This is a genomic window from Phormidium sp. FACHB-1136 (assembly GCF_014697375.1).
Taxonomy (GTDB): Bacteria; Cyanobacteriota; Cyanobacteriia; order Phormidesmidales; family Phormidesmidaceae; genus Nodosilinea.
In genome coordinates this window covers 138,343-153,923 of the sequence record NZ_JACJRS010000001.1, presented here as the reverse complement: position 1 = coordinate 153,923, position 15,581 = coordinate 138,343, and the positions used below count along the sequence as shown (strand labels likewise).

14 protein-coding genes are annotated in these 15,581 nt (G+C 57.3%); 3 read left to right on the top strand and 11 right to left on the bottom strand.

Annotated features, from left to right (window positions below; all coding sequences use genetic code 11):
- Nucleotides 1-190 precede the first annotated feature (190 nt).
- Nucleotides 191-1,354, top strand: coding sequence for a ferrochelatase (hemH, locus tag H6G62_RS00725; protein WP_190492181.1), 1,164 nt, complete (start codon nucleotides 191-193; stop codon nucleotides 1,352-1,354).
- Nucleotides 1,355-1,484: 130 nt separating this feature from the next.
- Here hemH and H6G62_RS00720 read toward each other — a convergent pair whose 3' ends face one another.
- The 4 genes from H6G62_RS00720 to H6G62_RS00705 all read right to left on the bottom strand — a co-directional run bounded on the left by H6G62_RS00720 (nucleotide 1,485) and on the right by H6G62_RS00705 (nucleotide 4,743).
- Nucleotides 1,485-2,048 (bottom strand): DUF4126 domain-containing protein, encoded by a 564-nt coding sequence (locus H6G62_RS00720; protein WP_199324642.1) that lies wholly within the window; start codon nucleotides 2,046-2,048, stop codon nucleotides 1,485-1,487.
- Between the two features lie 51 nt (nucleotides 2,049-2,099).
- A complete protein-coding gene (gene hrcA, locus H6G62_RS00715) occupies nucleotides 2,100-3,182 on the bottom strand; it encodes a heat-inducible transcriptional repressor HrcA (RefSeq protein WP_190492180.1) in 1,083 nt (360 codons plus the stop codon).
- Nucleotides 3,183-3,308: 126 nt separating this feature from the next.
- The gene (locus H6G62_RS00710) at nucleotides 3,309-3,794 is read right to left on the bottom strand and encodes a 2Fe-2S iron-sulfur cluster-binding protein (protein ID WP_190492179.1); all 486 of its coding nucleotides are present in this window, start codon (nucleotides 3,792-3,794) and stop codon (nucleotides 3,309-3,311) included.
- Nucleotides 3,795-3,903: 109 nt separating this feature from the next.
- On the bottom strand, nucleotides 3,904-4,743 hold the full coding sequence (locus H6G62_RS00705) for a hypothetical protein (protein ID WP_190492178.1): 840 nt from the start codon (nucleotides 4,741-4,743) through the stop codon (nucleotides 3,904-3,906).
- Nucleotides 4,744-4,944: 201 nt separating this feature from the next.
- Here H6G62_RS00705 and H6G62_RS00700 point away from each other — a divergent pair, with 201 nt between their 5' ends.
- Nucleotides 4,945-5,973 carry a LysR family transcriptional regulator gene (locus H6G62_RS00700; RefSeq protein ID WP_199324641.1) on the top strand — a complete coding sequence of 343 codons (1,029 nt, stop codon included), beginning with the start codon at nucleotides 4,945-4,947 and terminating at the stop codon, nucleotides 5,971-5,973.
- Nucleotides 5,974-6,105: 132 nt separating this feature from the next.
- On the opposite strand, the gene H6G62_RS00695 is transcribed toward H6G62_RS00700, so the two are convergent.
- From H6G62_RS00695 to H6G62_RS00670, 6 genes are all read right to left on the bottom strand, one after another.
- A complete protein-coding gene (locus H6G62_RS00695; RefSeq protein ID WP_190492242.1) occupies nucleotides 6,106-6,831 on the bottom strand; it encodes a Crp/Fnr family transcriptional regulator in 726 nt (241 codons plus the stop codon).
- Nucleotides 6,832-7,218: 387 nt separating this feature from the next.
- Nucleotides 7,219-8,724 (bottom strand): glycosyl hydrolase family 57, encoded by a 1,506-nt coding sequence (locus H6G62_RS00690; RefSeq protein WP_190492177.1) that lies wholly within the window; start codon nucleotides 8,722-8,724, stop codon nucleotides 7,219-7,221.
- A gap of 177 nt (nucleotides 8,725-8,901) precedes the next feature.
- Nucleotides 8,902-9,453, bottom strand: a complete 552-nt coding sequence (locus tag H6G62_RS00685; protein ID WP_190492176.1) for a hypothetical protein — start codon at nucleotides 9,451-9,453, stop codon at nucleotides 8,902-8,904.
- A gap of 138 nt (nucleotides 9,454-9,591) precedes the next feature.
- Complete coding sequence (locus tag H6G62_RS00680; protein WP_190492175.1) at nucleotides 9,592-10,230, bottom strand: Uma2 family endonuclease; 639 nt, start codon at nucleotides 10,228-10,230, stop codon at nucleotides 9,592-9,594.
- A gap of 219 nt (nucleotides 10,231-10,449) precedes the next feature.
- The gene (gene glgB, locus H6G62_RS00675) at nucleotides 10,450-12,750 is read right to left on the bottom strand and encodes a 1,4-alpha-glucan branching enzyme (RefSeq protein WP_190492174.1); all 2,301 of its coding nucleotides are present in this window, start codon (nucleotides 12,748-12,750) and stop codon (nucleotides 10,450-10,452) included.
- Between the two features lie 276 nt (nucleotides 12,751-13,026).
- On the bottom strand, nucleotides 13,027-13,320 hold the full coding sequence (locus tag H6G62_RS00670) for a hypothetical protein (RefSeq protein ID WP_347239261.1): 294 nt from the start codon (nucleotides 13,318-13,320) through the stop codon (nucleotides 13,027-13,029).
- 151 nt (nucleotides 13,321-13,471) lie between these two features.
- Here H6G62_RS00670 and H6G62_RS00665 point away from each other — a divergent pair, with 151 nt between their 5' ends.
- Entirely contained in the window at nucleotides 13,472-14,197 is a 726-nt protein-coding gene (locus tag H6G62_RS00665) for a tetratricopeptide repeat protein (RefSeq protein ID WP_190492173.1), read from the top strand.
- Between the two features lie 268 nt (nucleotides 14,198-14,465).
- Here the strand turns inward: H6G62_RS00665 and H6G62_RS00660 are convergent, their stop codons facing one another.
- Entirely contained in the window at nucleotides 14,466-15,227 is a 762-nt protein-coding gene (locus H6G62_RS00660; RefSeq protein WP_190492172.1) for a phycobilisome rod-core linker polypeptide, read from the bottom strand.
- Between the last annotated feature and the right edge of the window lie 354 nt (nucleotides 15,228-15,581).

Below are 15,581 nucleotides of genomic sequence, written 5' to 3'. Positions count from 1 at the left end.
ATTCGTGATTGGATGATCAACTGACCCTGTAAAATGGGTAGTATTAGGAACAGTTAGCATTAAGGCTGGGCCAAGGCTAACGATTCCACCAAAACCCTCCCCGCCAGCCTGGGGAATCCGCCGCAGCTATCGGCGGCAAATTGTTACGATAATAAAAGATTATTCGCCGTTTAGAAAACAGCACAGTGCCATGGGTCGCGTAGGGGTCTTACTGCTAAATTTGGGCGGGCCAGAACAGCTAGAGGATGTTCGTCCCTTTTTATTCAACCTCTTTGCCGATCCAGAAATCATTCGGCTGCCCTTCCCCTGGTTGCAGCGTCCCCTGGCCTGGTTGATTTCCAGCTCCCGCGCCCAAAAATCCCAGGAAAACTACCAGCAGATTGGCGGTGGCTCGCCCCTGCGCCGCATCACCGAACAGCAGGCCGAGGCCCTCAAATCCGCCCTAGCCGCCAAGGGTGAAGAGGCCAACATCTACATCGGGATGCGCTACTGGTATCCCTTCACCGAGGAAGCGGTGGCCCAAATCAAGCGTGACGGCATCGAGCGGTTGGTCGTCCTGCCCCTGTATCCGCAGTTTTCCATCAGCACCAGCGGCTCCAGCTTCCGGCTGCTAGAGAAAATTTGGCTGGAAGACCCCTCCCTCAATCGGATTAATTACACGGTGATTCCCTCCTGGTATGCTCGTCCGGGCTATACCGGAGCCATGGCCGACCTGATCGCTCAGGAACTCGACAAGCTGGAAAACCCCGATCAAGCCCACATTTTCTTTAGCGCCCACGGTGTCCCGGTCAGCTATGTAGAAGAAGCGGGCGACCCCTACCAACGGGAAATTGAGCACTGCACCGAGCTAATCATGCGCTCCCTCAATCGCCCCAACCCCCACACCCTGGCCTACCAAAGCCGCGTTGGCCCGGTGGAATGGCTGCAACCCTACACCGAAGACGCCATCGAAAACCTGGCCCAGCAGGGCGTCAAAGACCTGGTGGTGGTGCCGATTAGCTTTGTCTCCGAGCACATCGAAACCCTGCAAGAGATCGACATCGAGTACCGCGAAATTGCCGAAGAAGCAGGCATCCACGGCTTCCATCGGGTGCCTGCCCTCAACACCCATCCCCAGTTCGTCAACGACATGGCGGAGATGGTGGTGGAGGCGCTGGATTCCCCTCGCAAACTGTTCTCGGATGTGGTGCAGCCCGAAAAGCGGGTGAAGATCTATCCCCCCGAACGCTCTGCCTGGGGGCTGACGCCCTTCGCCGAAGTGTGGAATGGGCGTCTGGCGATGGTGGGCTTTTTGGCCCTACTGCTGGAACTGGTGAGCGGCCATGGCCCCCTGCATTTTGTCGGCATTTTGTAGTTCCTGTCAGGTCGGCCTGATCACGGCAACCCTCTGATTTGTACCCCTCTGATACTCCTCTGATCATGGGATGTAGACCACGTCCGTCTCTCTAAGGTTAGTTCTGGCGGCTGGTGGTGAAGGCGCTTATCTACCGTCCCTTTGACCAGTTTTTCCAGACGTAGGAGGTGCGAATCACCAGCCACAGCAGCAGCAGGGCAATGATGCCGCCCTGGCGGGGGGCATCGAAGGTGAGGAAGGCCAGCATCACACATAGCCCGTCAATCACAAAAAACAACCATCCTGGAGGCCGCTTGGGGCGATAGAACCAGCCCACCTGCAACAGTTGAATCGCTAGGGCGAGTAGGGCACTCACCACCGTCCCAATCACGCTAATCCAGGGGGCCAGGTTAAGGGTGCGTGCTACGGCGATGGCGGCTAGGGCGGCGACCCCAGGGCTGAGGATAAGTTCAGCAATTTGGAAGACACGCTGCTTGTAGGTGTCCTTCGACAGCATCAGCTCCGCCGTTGACCAACTCATCAGCAACCCAATGCAGAGGGCCGGGGGCAGTTTTGATAGCAAGGGCACATTGGCCCACAGTTGCTCCCCAGACATCAGCCCAATCACCAGTAGCGGCAGGGCCACCCGTAGCCCCGTGGCCGCCGCAATGGATAAAATTGCCAAAATCTCAGTGATGATCACAGTAATTTCCATCCTTAGCACCCACGTTTACTATGACCCGAAAACGCGGAGAATGGCCAGAGCCTATTGCCCCAAAGCATTGGAGAGATAGTCAGCGGTAGCCTGCACGACAGCCACGGCATTTTCGTAGACCATGCGGGTTGGCCCCAACACGCCCACGGTGCCGAGGGAGGTTTCCTGTTTGGCGTAGTTCGAGACCACTAGGGCACAACCCTGCATCGGCTCGATGGGGTTTTCCGATCCAATCCAAACGCGCACGTTGGAGGCGAGGGGAGCGGCAGTGGCAGGTGGTTGGGCGAAGAACAGGGGCCACAGTTGAGCTTGTTCTTCTTCGAGCAGGCGCACAATGGCTTGGATGCGCTGGGCATCGGCAAATTCGGGCTGGCGCAGTACTTCTGCCAAGCCACTGACGACCAGTTGGGTAGTACCCGTTCCCTGGGAACGGCGAGCCAGATTGCGTAAGGCTTGTTCTAAGGTAGCTCCGTAGCGCTGAAAGTCGTGGTCGAGGTGGCTCCAATCTAGGCCCGCCACCTCCGCCAGGGGACGCCCCCGCAGGTGTTGGGTGAGAAAGTTAGAGAGAATATCCAGTTCGCGACGACTGGCATCTTCCCCCAGGGCCGAGGTAATGGCCTCCGGCAGTTGCAGCACCACGGACTGGGTGGTGAGGGAATCGAGCAAGACCAACAGTAGCACCTTGCCCACATCCACCTGCACCAGTTGGATGTGGCGAATCAGGGCCGTACTGGCCTGGGGGACGGTAATCAAGGCCAGGTAGCCGCTGACCTGGGCCAGAATTTGGGTGGCCTCCTTGAGCAGTGCCTCTAGGCTCCAACCTATCCCCAGTTCCTCAGACAGCAGGGCATCCACCCGCTGTCCCAGAGAGCCCGAAGGCTGCATGAGGCGATCCACATAGAGCCGATAGCCAAAGTCGGAGGGCACCCGCCCCGCCGAGGTGTGGGGTTGGTAGAGCAGGCCGTATTTTTCGAGCCGACCCATGGTGTTGCGCACCGTGGCTGCACTCACCTTAAGGTTATATTCCTGCACAATGGCGCGGGATCCCACGGGCTCCGCCGTGGCGATGTAGTGGCGCACCGTGGCCTGAAGCACCTGCTCATGGCGACTGGTTAACGGAAGAGCGGCGTCCATAGGGGGCGGTCGTTAGAACTACTCAACGGGGCGGCTCAACGGGGCGGCTCAACAGAGCCTTTGCCTTACCATAGCAGATGCGTCTAGGAAGCTGGTATCTAATGCAACCTGATGCCAGGGCAATGCCTAGGAGTCTGAGCTTTGGGTGAAGAACTCGCCTACCTTGAAGCTGGCGGTTTCCTCTAGTTGCTTGAGGACAGATCGGGTAATCAGCTTGCCCGTTTCCACCAGCACTTCCCCGGTAATGGGGTGCAGCAGGTCTTGCTCGGCCCGACGGCCAATTAGCGCTTCAATGTCCTGGAGGGAGTTGACGTACATACCAGGAGGAAGTTCCACCACCACCCCATTGCCAACCACGCGGGATTGACAGGCCAGCCGCGAGTTGGGCTTGCAGGAGGTAATCACCTCCAGGGTGCGTTGCTCACGGCGGTTGATGGGGGTCAGCGCCTCCATGCCTGACTGCACGTAGATGTGACAGGTGGCGCACATGCCTCGGCCACCGCATTCCTTTAAGACATCCAAATCCTTATTGAGTAGCACCGAGAGTAGGTTGCTGTTGGTTTCAATGGAAGTCTCTTGGGCGATGGGCTCTAGGCGAACGGTTTTAACCATGGGAACTGCTTCACTCCAGCAACGGGGAACGATAGAACCTACAGAGGCGGCTCCTTTACAATACTGCAAGGATTCAGAATCGTTCTAGTTTGAGGTGAGAAGTGGCGCATTATTGGGAGGCCTTGTCTCCCACCAGCAGGGCCACCTCATGGGGGGAGAGTAGACCATCGGCCAGTAAATCCTGAAAATTGCGAAAGGTACGGCTCCCTCGCACCATGAAGGCTCTCACCCAGTCGCGCACCCACTGATGTTGTTCAGGCGTCACGGGCGTGGCGGGGTTCGTCTGGCTAGGCAGGGCGAAATGTCCATCCTTTTGGAGTTCAAACTGTTCCAGCCAGGGATGATCAGGGCGAGCCTGTTTCCAGGTGTTGGTCACAATAATTTTGCCGAGGTACTGCGTCGCCCCCTCGCTGAGGTGGTTCATGGCCGCCACTAAATCCGCCATGCTAACCGTGGCTGGGGCTGGGGCTGGGGCTGGGGCTGGGGCTGGGGCTGGGGTTTCCCAAGCCAGCGTGGGGATGGCCTGCCCTGGGACGCCACTGGGGGCAGCGGGCATCATGGAACTGCTGCTGAGGGTGACGCAGCCCGCTAACATGCGAAAGGTGGGCACCACATTGTGGGGATCCTCCATTAGGGTGGCGGTGAGTTGGTGGATGGCGGAACGGTAGGTTTTGAGGGGCATTTGGTCGGCCATTAGCACCAGCAAAATTAGCCCTTGGTCGAGCTTATAGATATGAACGACCTGGTGGGTAAAGCGAAAGGAGAAGGTGTCAAACCCAGCGGGGATCGTCTCAATCACCTGTTGAATGCCCTGGGCGAGGGCATCCTGTTGACCCGTATTGAGCTGGATATCGGGGCCAAAGAAAAAGGGACGATTGCGCCCGTCGATCAGGCCAATGCCCGATAGACCGGGTAAGTTCAGGAAGTTCTGAATAACCTGCCGTTTCATAAATCCTGGGGGTATCCTGCCAATTTTTTTCTGGGAGTGTCCCGAAACAAGTAATCTAAGGATGGCAACCTGATCGCCCCAGCCATCCCCTGGGGACACCCTGGGGTATCGATAAAGTCATCGATACATCTCTGTCTCCCGTCTGCTCGACCATTTCTGTTCCTTGGCTTTCCAGCACTACTGACGTTAGGGTTAATGCCCATGTCTGACCTTCCTTTTACCCTCGACCAACTGCGCATCCTCAAAGCCATTGCGGCGGAGGGCAGTTTTAAGCGAGCGGCAGATAGTCTCTACGTGTCCCAGCCTGCGGTCAGCCTTCAGGTGCAAAACCTAGAGCGCCAGTTGGATGTTCCCCTGTTTGATCGCGGCGGACGACGGGCTCAGCTCACTGAGGCGGGACATTTGCTGCTCAGCTACGGTGATCGTATTCTTAGCCTATGCCAAGAAACCTGTCGGGCGATTGAAGATTTACAAAACCTACAGGGGGGCACTCTGATTATCGGGGCTAGCCAAACCACAGGCACCTACCTGCTGCCCCGGATGATCGGGCTGTTTCGCCAAAAGTATGCCGATGTGGCGGTGCAACTCCATGTCCACTCCACCCGCCGTACCTCCTGGAGTGTGGCCAATGGGCAGATTGATCTGGCGATTATTGGTGGCGAAGTTCCTCCCGAATTACAAGACTCGTTAGAACGAGTGCCCTACGCCGAGGACGAGCTTTCGCTCATTATGCCGATGCATCATCCCCTGGCCAGCCAAGAGGTGATCCAGCGGGAGGATCTTTACAAACTTCACTTTATTGCCCTCGATTCCCAATCCACCATCCGCAAGGTGATCGATCAGGTGCTAACCCGCTGCGGCATCGAAACCCGCCGACTCAAGGTGGAGATGGAGCTCAATTCCATTGAGGCAATTAAAACCGCCGTACAGTCGGGGCTGGGGGTGGCCTTTGTGTCCAATTCCGCCATCGAAAAAGAGTTGCAAATGGGCGTTCTGCATCGGGCTAAGATCGACTCGGTGGTGGTCAATCGTACCCTGTCGGTGATTTTCAACCCCAACCGTTACCGCTCTAAGGCCGCCGCCGCGTTCACCGAGGAAATTTTGCCCCAGTTCACCAACCTGCCCCTCAACTTTAAAGCCATCAACAGCGACAAGAACGGCAGCAAATCCCCGGCCCTAGGGGAACTTTACAGCAATGGCGTTGCCGCTAGCTCCCCGCCCTCGCCCTAAACGGCCCGATGCCTTTGTTCGATGTCCTCGCCGCCCACCAATATGCCAGCCCTCATCACCTGGAGTTGTAGGCTAGCGAATCCTGTGGCTGCTTTTACTGCCTACAGAGGCCGGGGCTTTCTAGCCGTTGCCCTAGGCTTCTTGGCGGAAGGTCATTTGGTTAGCCGGGATGGCGATTAAACCGTCTTTGTAGATATGGATGAGTTTGCGCTGGCGCAGTTTGCCCATCAGTCGGGTGACGGTGACGCGGGTGGAGCCGATGGCGCTGCCGATCTGAGCGTGGGTGAGCGCCCAGGGCAGGTAATAGCCCGATTCGCAGGGTTCGCCAAATTCTTCAATCAGCAGGGTGACAAACCCCAGCAGTCGATCAATGGTGCGGCGTTGGCCCAGGGTGCTGAGCCAGAGCAGTTTGCGCTGGTGCTGATAGCGAAAGGCATCGAGCACTTCGCGGCGGAAGTGGGGCCAGTTGTCGAGGTCGCTCCAGTAGAGCCAGATGACGGTGGTGTTGTCCACATGGGCAAAGCTCTGGAGGCTAAAGGGCGACTGGGCCACAATTTCAAAGGGCTGACCAGCCCCCACAAAGCCGAGGAAGGCTTCTTCATTACCTGCCAGAGCCATGTTCCCTAGGCTTTCATCGTCACCATCGTTTTTTAGGTCGGTCTCCGCTTCGCTCAGCAGTTGACTGGTGCCCACGAGGCGCACGGATCCCCGTTCCACCAAATACAGCAATCCGGCGCGGGTCGGAATCCGCTCATCCTTGTTGAAGGATCTGGATCGATAGTGCTCCTGAGCCCAGTCAGTAATCCGCTGCCAGGTGAGAAAGGGACGGGCGTTATCAGTATGGGTGGATAGCAGCATAGGGGGACAGTACAGGTGGGGACTGAAGACATCGGTAAAGGGACGTAGCCAGAACCCCCGCAACTGAGCTGCTAGGGGAACCACGACCACCAACTATCGCTTGGATCGGACTATCACTTAGAACTGACTGCGGCCTCCATGGGATTATCTGCCCAGGAGCAGTAGCCCATCGGAAAACAATCGTCGATCAACCTGAAGCCCAATCTGACATTCTAGGATGCGGAGGGATGGCCGCTGTCTAGGACAAGATCTAAAGAAAAATCTTGGGTAACTGCATTGTAAACTATCCCTTGGCGATACCGGGGTATTCTGACCGTAATTTTACGGAAGACTGAAGCGTTGATGAATGATGTCAACCTAGATCCTCTTAGTCCTACGACGAGTAATCTACAAGGAAAAGTTGTGGGTTAGGATGGCCTGTCCACGCTGATAAATTTCCTCGGCGTATTGGGTCCAGGCCCCTTGGCCCCAGTAGCGGAAGCAGCTCGTTTGCAGCAATAGGTGGTGTAGTAAGGCGTTGCGGTAGCGATACTGACGTTCCAGGGGGTCGTTGCCGTCGGGGGCCGAGGCTTGACGGGCCATGGTGCGGTGAAACTGGGCGCTGAGGCGTTCCATTGGCCCCATGACGTTTTCGTAGCCCTGTACCCAACTACGGTCGTTCGTCCAGGAACCGCCCTCCATGGAAAAACGGTTATCTTCAGCATGAAGCGCCTGAATCGCCGCTGCCATGGCTTCGGTTCCAGTTTGATCGCCCATTTTCTGCCAGAGGCGATGCTGCCCCACCGCCTGACAAACCGGGAATTGTTCGGGGCCAAGGCCCGATGCCGCCAAGAGTTCCAGATATTCCGTGCCGTTGAAGGCCACCACGCCGCGTCGTCCGCCGCCCTGGTCTCGCATTTCGTGCCAGGAGCGCATGAAGGCGCTGGGGAATTCGTTCATCATCACGCCGCCGTTTTCGCCGTCGCTAATTTGCGTTACCAAGGGGGGCACGGTGGCGGCACCAAGGGGCTGGGGCCGCAGGGTTTTGGCTTCCCAATAGGGCTGCATTTGGGCGACGAGTTTGGTGTCGGATCCCTGGGTTTTGATCAGAACCGTGATTTCCGCCGTTTCTCCCTGGGCATTGCGGGCCACCAGGCGGTGAGGCAAGTGGGGCTGGGCGATGCCGTGGCCCTCTGGGGTTTCGATGGTGTGTTCCTGCACCAACAGCCAGCGATAGCCGCAGTCTTTCAGGGTTTTAACAAAGGCGTAGAGTACGTCGGGATGGTTGGGCAGGTGCATCTCCGGCGGCGAAAAGCCCCGCACTCGGCTGAGGGCTTCTAGGCCAAAAATCGCCGCGAAATGGTGTTGCCATGCCCGAATGTGCAGCTTTAGATCGGGAATGGGCGTGGAAGGTACCACCGCATGGCCCCAGCAGGTGCCCAGCCATTCCACGTAGGGCTGGTAGGCGGGATCGCAGGCGAGGCGGCGCAGTTTTTCCAAAATATCCTGACGGCCCATGTGCTGCAAGCCCCACAGCAGCGTACCGGAATAGTCGAGCATCACCCTGGGGTTGCAGCCCTGGTTCACCAACTCAGGAATAAAATCCCCCAGGCGGGCATAGCAATAGGCAAAGGGGCCAGCGTTGTGGTTGTCGCCCTCGTAGGGGTGCTCAAACATGTATTGCAGGTGGTTGATCAACTCCCCCTTAGCCCCGGCAGGGATGGTGGGCTGGTGCATATGCAGGGCAATGGCAAACCCAGCAGACACCTGATCCAACGCCAGGTTGGTGCGGGGCAGAAAAATGGGCGCATCCGAGGCGAGGGCGGCGTCAAGGTCGGCATCCCAGCCGGAAAGAATGGGCAGTCCATCCTGAAGGGGCGGGATGGGCGTTGAGGGTAGCGTGGCGCTGGTCATAGGCAAATCGTGAGGACAGTGGTGGGTATGCGCCTGCCTGAAGGCTGCTTTTAGTGTTGCACCCGTTGGGCCTTCTTTACTAGGGCGAACCGATCTACCCCCACGAATTGTAATGGTGGCTACTGGTCAGGGTGGTGACGGGTAATGTGGTGACTGGCTCAGGGATTCGCTAGGGTGCTAGGGGCCATTGAGGGGAACGTGGCTGTATTCCCAGGGTTGGGGGGTTACTATGGCCCACAAGCCGGGACAGGAGGAGGCTAGGTGAGGAAACACCAAATCTTCCCCTTGCCGATAGACCTCCCCGCAACTGGGGTAGATCCTATCCGGGGCGGGGCCGGGTTCACTGAGGTTAACCACCCGGTGCTCGTAGGTGCCAGGGTTCCCCGCCGCCGGAGAGCGCGTCACCACGTAGGTGTCTTCTCCCTCTTGCAGCAAGGCCACGCATTGATCGCAGATAAACTCGCCAGGGCTTTCCCGAAAAACAAAGTTGCCAGGGAGTTGATAGGCTTGGCCCTGATCGTTGGTGAGAAAGACCGCCGAACTTTTTTCGAGGGTGCCGTCGGGGTACATCACCTCTTTGAGTTGGAAGGTATACCGATAAGCGGTTCCAGGGAGGGGTTCCCCCGGTTTGATGCTGCGAAAGGCCAGGGAGCGGTCGCCTACGCGATATCCTCCGACGACCAGCGCCACCACCGTTAGGACTGCCGCACCCAATGCTGTTCCATTCACCGCTGAGACCCCATGATTGCTATCCCTAGCATTCCCAGGTTAGAGAATTTCTAGCTCTTGCCACCAGAATTGCAGACAGTCTCTCCATTGGTCTTCCCATTGCAAGACTCCAACCTACTGACGGACTCCATCAACTCACTAACCCTGGGCCACGAGCCACTGTTTGAGATCGCGGATGGCGGCACTGGAGTTGCGGTCGTAGGCGATTTGCACACAGCGGGTGAGGATCCCAGGCAGATCAAAGTCTGGGAAAAACTGGCTGTGGCTAACCCGTTGATAGCCCTCTGGCTGAAACTGATACATCAAAAGCTGCTGCTGCTTGTAGAGCCAGATTTCCGGCACCCGAAAGGGCAGGTAATCCTGCACATCCGAAAAGCTGGTCACGTCAACTTCAATCACTAAATCCGGGGGTGGATCTTGCTGCCAATCAATGCGGGTTTTGCCCGATATGGCCTGCCAATTCTGAATGTAAAAGCAGTAGTCTGGCTCTAGGCCGCTGATTTCGGGTAGCGTCATCGTGACCGGGGTGAAGGCGTCGTAGTCTTGTTCCTGATGGTCGAGCAGGGCTTTCACAATATCGGCGATCAGGTTGGCATCGCGCCCGTGCACAGGCAAGGGAGCCATCAGCAGCACTTCTCCAGGACGGTATTTTAATCGCGGCAGGGTGCCATCGCCTCTCTGTTCACACAGGCGCTGATACTCTGACCAGGTGGCTGGCAACCGCACCACCGCCCCCGCTGGCAACTGGATGCTTTCGGGCGAAACCAACGCAAACATAGTGGGCGCATCCCCAACGAATCTACCGCCATCATAACTAGCGCCATCCGATGCTGGCCCACCCTTACGGGAAGCAAGCTACACCCTAAATCCCTCTCCCTTGGGGAGAGGGACTTTGAAAGTCTAGCTCCCCCTCTCCCCGTGGGAGAGGGGGCTGGGGGGTGAGGGCTTCCGGGGCATCGGGCCACTGAGCTTACCCCGAATTGAGGTTGGCCTAGGCTACTCTTGAGTGCCAGCCAGGGCCTTTTGGGTTTCTTCCTGGTCGAGCTTCAGCACAATCACACCTAGGGGGGGTAGGGTGAGATCTAGCGAGAAGGGGCGGTTGTGGAAGGCCCAGTCATCCGACCATTTGCCGCCGAGGTTGCCCATGTTGCTGCCGCCAAAGTCGCGGGCATCGCTGTTGAAGAGTTCCTTGTAGTAGCCCTTTTCGGGAACGCCGATGCGGTAGTGGCTGTGGGGCTGGGGGGTAAAGTTACACACCACCACCACAAAGTCCCCGGTGCCCTTGTCGCGGCGCAGGAAGGACACCACGCTGTGGCGGTTGTCGCTGCAATCGATCCACTCAAATCCGGCCTGGTCGAAGTCTTGGGTGAATAGGGCGGGTTCGCTGCGGTAGAACTCGTTGAGCTTGGTCATAAACTGCTTCAGGCTTTGGTGCGGCTCGTATTGCAGCAGGTGCCATTCCAGGTCGCCCCACACGTTCCACTCGCTCCACTGGCCAAATTCCATGCTCATAAAGAGCGTCTTTTTGCCGGGGTGGGTGAACATGTAGGTGTAGAGGCAGCGCAGGTTGGCGAACTTCTGCCATTCATCACCGGGCATTTTGCCCAGCATGTTGCTCTTGCCGTGGACAACCTCATCGTGGGAGAGGGCCAGCATGAAGTTCTCGGTGAAGGCGTACCAAATGCTGAAGGTGACGTTGTTTTGGTGGAACTGGCGGAACCAGGGATCCATGTTGAAGTAGTCCAACATGTCGTGCATCCAGCCCATGTTCCACTTCAGATTAAAGCCCAGACCACCGACGTAGGTGGGCCAAGACACCATCGGCCAAGCGGTGGATTCCTCGGCAATGGAAAGCACACCGGGGAAGTAGGTGAACAGCAGATGGTTCACCTGGCGCAGGAAGTCTGCGGCTTCGATGTGCTCGCAGCCGCCATACTCGTTGGCGACCCATTCTCCATCCTTGCGGAAGTAGTTGAGGTAGAGCATGGAGGCCACCGCATCCACCCGAATTCCGTCGATGTGGTACTTCTCGAACCAGAAAATGGCGTTGGCCACCAGGAAGTTACGCACCTCGTTGCGGCCATAGTTGAAGACCAGGGTGCCCCATTCCTTGTGTTCGCCCTTGCGGGGGTCGGCGTGCTCATAGAGGTGGGTGCCGTCGAAGAAAGCCAGCCCGTGGCCATCCTTGGGGAAGTGGCCAGGAACCCAGTCCACAATCACCCCAATGCCGTTAGCGTGGCACTGATCGACAAAGTACATGAAGTCTTCGGGGGTGCCGTAGCGGGAGGTAACGGCGTAGTAACCCGTGACCTGGTAGCCCCAGGAGCCATCGAAGGGGTGCTCGGCCACCGGGAGTAATTCAATGTGGGTGAAGCCCAGTTCCTTCACGTAGGGGATCAGCCGCGCCGCCAGTTCTCGGTAGGTCAAAAACCGCGCACCGGGCTTGAGTTCGGCCACGGTGACCACGGGTTCCGGGGTGCCATCGGGCAGCAGGGCCGGGGTCGCAGAAGACTCGTGCAGCCAAGAGCCGAGGTGAACCTCATAAATTGAAACGGGCTGGGTTAGCGGATCGGTTTGACGCCGCTTCTCCATCCAGTCGTCATCCTGCCAAGCATAGCTGTCGAGGTCGGTGACGATGGAGGCCGTTTTGGGCCGAGTCTCCTGCTGGAAGCCGTAGGGGTCAGACTTCTCGTAGATGTGGCCATCGTAGTTTTTGATTTCGTATTTATAGTGGGCACCCACCTCCAGTTCGGGGATGAACAAATCCCAAATACCGTTGGAGAGGCGGCGCATCTGGTGTTTGCGGCCATCCCAATAGTTAAAGTCGCCTAGGACAGAAACGTTGCGGGCGTTGGGTGCCCATACGGCAAAGTACACCCCGGTCACGCCTTCAACTTCCGTGTAGTGGGCACCGAGTTTTTCGTAAATGCGGTGGTGGTTGCCCTCGCCAAAGAGGTGAATGTCGAAGTCGGTAATGGCGCGGGTTTTGAAGGCGTAGGGATCGTAGGTGACTTGGACATGGCCACCGCTGACGTATTTGAGCTGGTAGTTGGCCAAATCCTTCACTTCCAAAATGCATTCAAAGAAGTGGGGATTGTGGAAGCTCTCCATGGGCACTTCCTTGTGCTCCTCCGGCAGCACCACCCAAGCTTGCTCGGCCTGGGGCAGATAGGCACGGACAGCCCAGACGGTTTTGCCGTCCTGCTGCACCATGTGCGGGCCTAACACCTCAAAGGGATCGTGGTGCTGGTTCCAGACGATGCGGTCAATTTGCCCAGGATCAACGGTTACAGCCATGTTTTAAAGTCCACAGGTGATGATGACGCAGCCTGAGGTGCCCGATGCCCTAACCTTGTGCCCGTGCTGTCAGTACCGTGCGCTGTTAGGAGTTTACCCCGCAACCCGACGTTCTGGGATCAGCCTTGAACCCCGACGACCGTTTTCAGGGGGCGTTTCAACCCTCAGATTGGCGTAAGTTTACTATCTGCGGAATAGATTAACAAAACTTAGCGATTTCCTGCGGGAAATTTTTGATACCGCTGTCGAGTTTTCGTTCTTGTATTTTTTCTGCCCTCAGCGAATAAATGGGAGGATGGGCTTAACCACCCGTCGAAACTGCAAGAGTCCGATTAGTTGGGCGACCTCCGGGCTGACCTGGGGATTGCGGTTGGGATCCTGGAGTTGCTCCATTAAGATGGCATATTCGGTGGCGGACAGGGGTTCCCCGGTGAGAGGAGAGCGTGCCTCGGTAATGATTTCGGTACGCAGAATTTCCTCTGGGGTGTCCTCCGGCTGCGGCAACGCTAGGGCTGGAGCCACCATCGCAAGGCTAAAAATCAGCGTAAGGCTAGGGGATAGCATGGGCATCCATGGAAAGTCACGGCAAAGGAAACTTGACTAGCTGACGGTGCGTTATTTTTAGCATAGCTGAGGCCACCTTACGCTTTGTCCCAATGGGGCGATGCCCCCTAATCGCCTGTGTTAAGGTGCAGGGACACGACTTACCCCCGGAGGCACCATGGCTTCGCTGCGACCCATTGGCTCATTCATGACCCTCATGGCCTTAACCACAGGTCTGGGGATAGGGGTGGCCTCGTTGCCAGCACGGGCACAACAAGCCATCATCGAAACCGGGGGCACCATTGTTCCAGCGGAATCTGTCCATACCTTTGCAGGCCAAGCTGGGCAGGCGGTGACGATCATCCTGGAAAGTGAAGACTTTGATACGGTGCTGTCCCTGCAAACCGCCACCGGGGAAGAAATCGCCTTCAACGATGACTTTGGCGGTAGCCTCAACTCCCGCATTGTGGCCGAACTCCCTGCCAACGGCACCTACCGGGTTGTGGCCCGTTCCTATTCCGGCAACGGCGGCGATTTTAACCTGGTGGTACGGCCCGCCACCGAGTATGAAATGGCCCTAGCCAAGGCCGACGCCCTCACCAGTGAAGGACGCTACAGCGACGCCATCGCCGCCTACACCGCTGCCATTGCTATTGATCCAAACCAGGCCCTAGCCTACCTAGGTCGTGCCCAAGCCACCCTCAGCCAGGTCTATACCGAGCAAGGCGAGACGATGGAAGGCCCAGAGGACATTCCTGAATCCGCTCGACAGTCTGTGGTGGCCGACTTCGAGAGAGCCGCCGATTTGGTTGAAGCGGAAGGCGATACGAATTGGGCCGACTCCCTGCGAGAACAAGCCGCCTTCCTCCAAGGACTGAATGGCGGCGAACCCCTGCCTAACTAACGTCCACGCAATTCTTAGGCTTAGGAAACGTGCCCCACCAAGGCAACCTTTTTGATTGCAAGCCGTCTAGGCCATCAGGTGAATGGTAGATACACCAAAGCTTATCCCTCGGAAAACCGGGGGATTTTTTTAGCCTTAGATCGCCCGACTCCCAAGGGTGAGAATACAGGGCGAGAATACCTCGCCCCTACCGGACTCCCCTCTTACCCAAACAAAAAGAGAGCCGCCCATCGACGACTCTCTCCATGAAACCGATGGCCGTTAGCGCCTAGCTAGACAGCTTGCGGTAGGGCACCGCAGTAGCAATGTTGATATCGCCGATGGAGACACGGGCCGGAGCCGCACCGGTTGCGCCGATGTTGCGGGCCATAGACAGGAAGAGGCTGGGGTTGCCAGCGGTGGCCTGCTTGTCTTGGGGTACAAACCGCTTGACCTGGGACTGCCAAATGATTTGGGGGAAGCCCAGTTGGTTGCGGTGGTAAGCATCGTAGCGGGGGTTGCTGATGTGGATAGGCAGATCGCCTTCACCCTTACCGGGCAGCACCCGACGACGCTGATAGGGCACGGTGTTGTAACCGAAATTGGTCAGGTACTCTTCGCTGTCGAGCAGCGCATCGACGATGCCCTGAATGCCCTTGTTGGCGACCACAATAGACCAAGCGATCTTTTCGCGCTCGTTGTACACTTCGCGGCCCAGGATTTTCTGGACGCAGTGCTCAACAAACTTGTAGTTGCTGTTTTTGGCAAAGAAGCTGTTGTAGAAGGTGGGGGAGAGGGCCAGACCCCGGATGAAGTCGCGCACGGTGATTTGTCCGTTCCGCAGTTGAGACTCCAGGAAGATCTGACGATCACACTTGAAGGCATGGAAGAACATCTGCCGATAGGCCGCCTCGATCAGGGCATCCATTCCGGTGCCGCTGTAGACATCGTCGGTGGAGAAAATCCGGGGCTGACGGTCGCCGCCCACGTCGATGTCAGCAACCCGCTGGTTTTGGCTGGACGGAGAATAGTTTAGTAACGGAAGAGACACGTTTGAATCTCCAGAATCTTAGGAAAATTTACAAACTTTGGAAACGATCATACGGGAACGTCTGTCGCCTACTGGGCCAACCTGAGAAAATCAACACAGTCCTTAACATTCGCCAGAGTGGTTATTCCCTAAGGGCTTGAGTCCTATGAGCCTGGGGGAACCCAGGGGCGACAGTGCCAGACCCTAGACCCTAGATCGCCGCCTCACCCTCCAAATCCCCAACCCTGATCAACGACACCCCGTCGAGATCAGCGTTTAGCGCCGCGAAGATGCCTTAGCGTCTATATCACACTTTGGAGACGCCATTCACCCCGCATCGAAAACCGTAAAACAGACGTTCAGGAATGTCTAAAC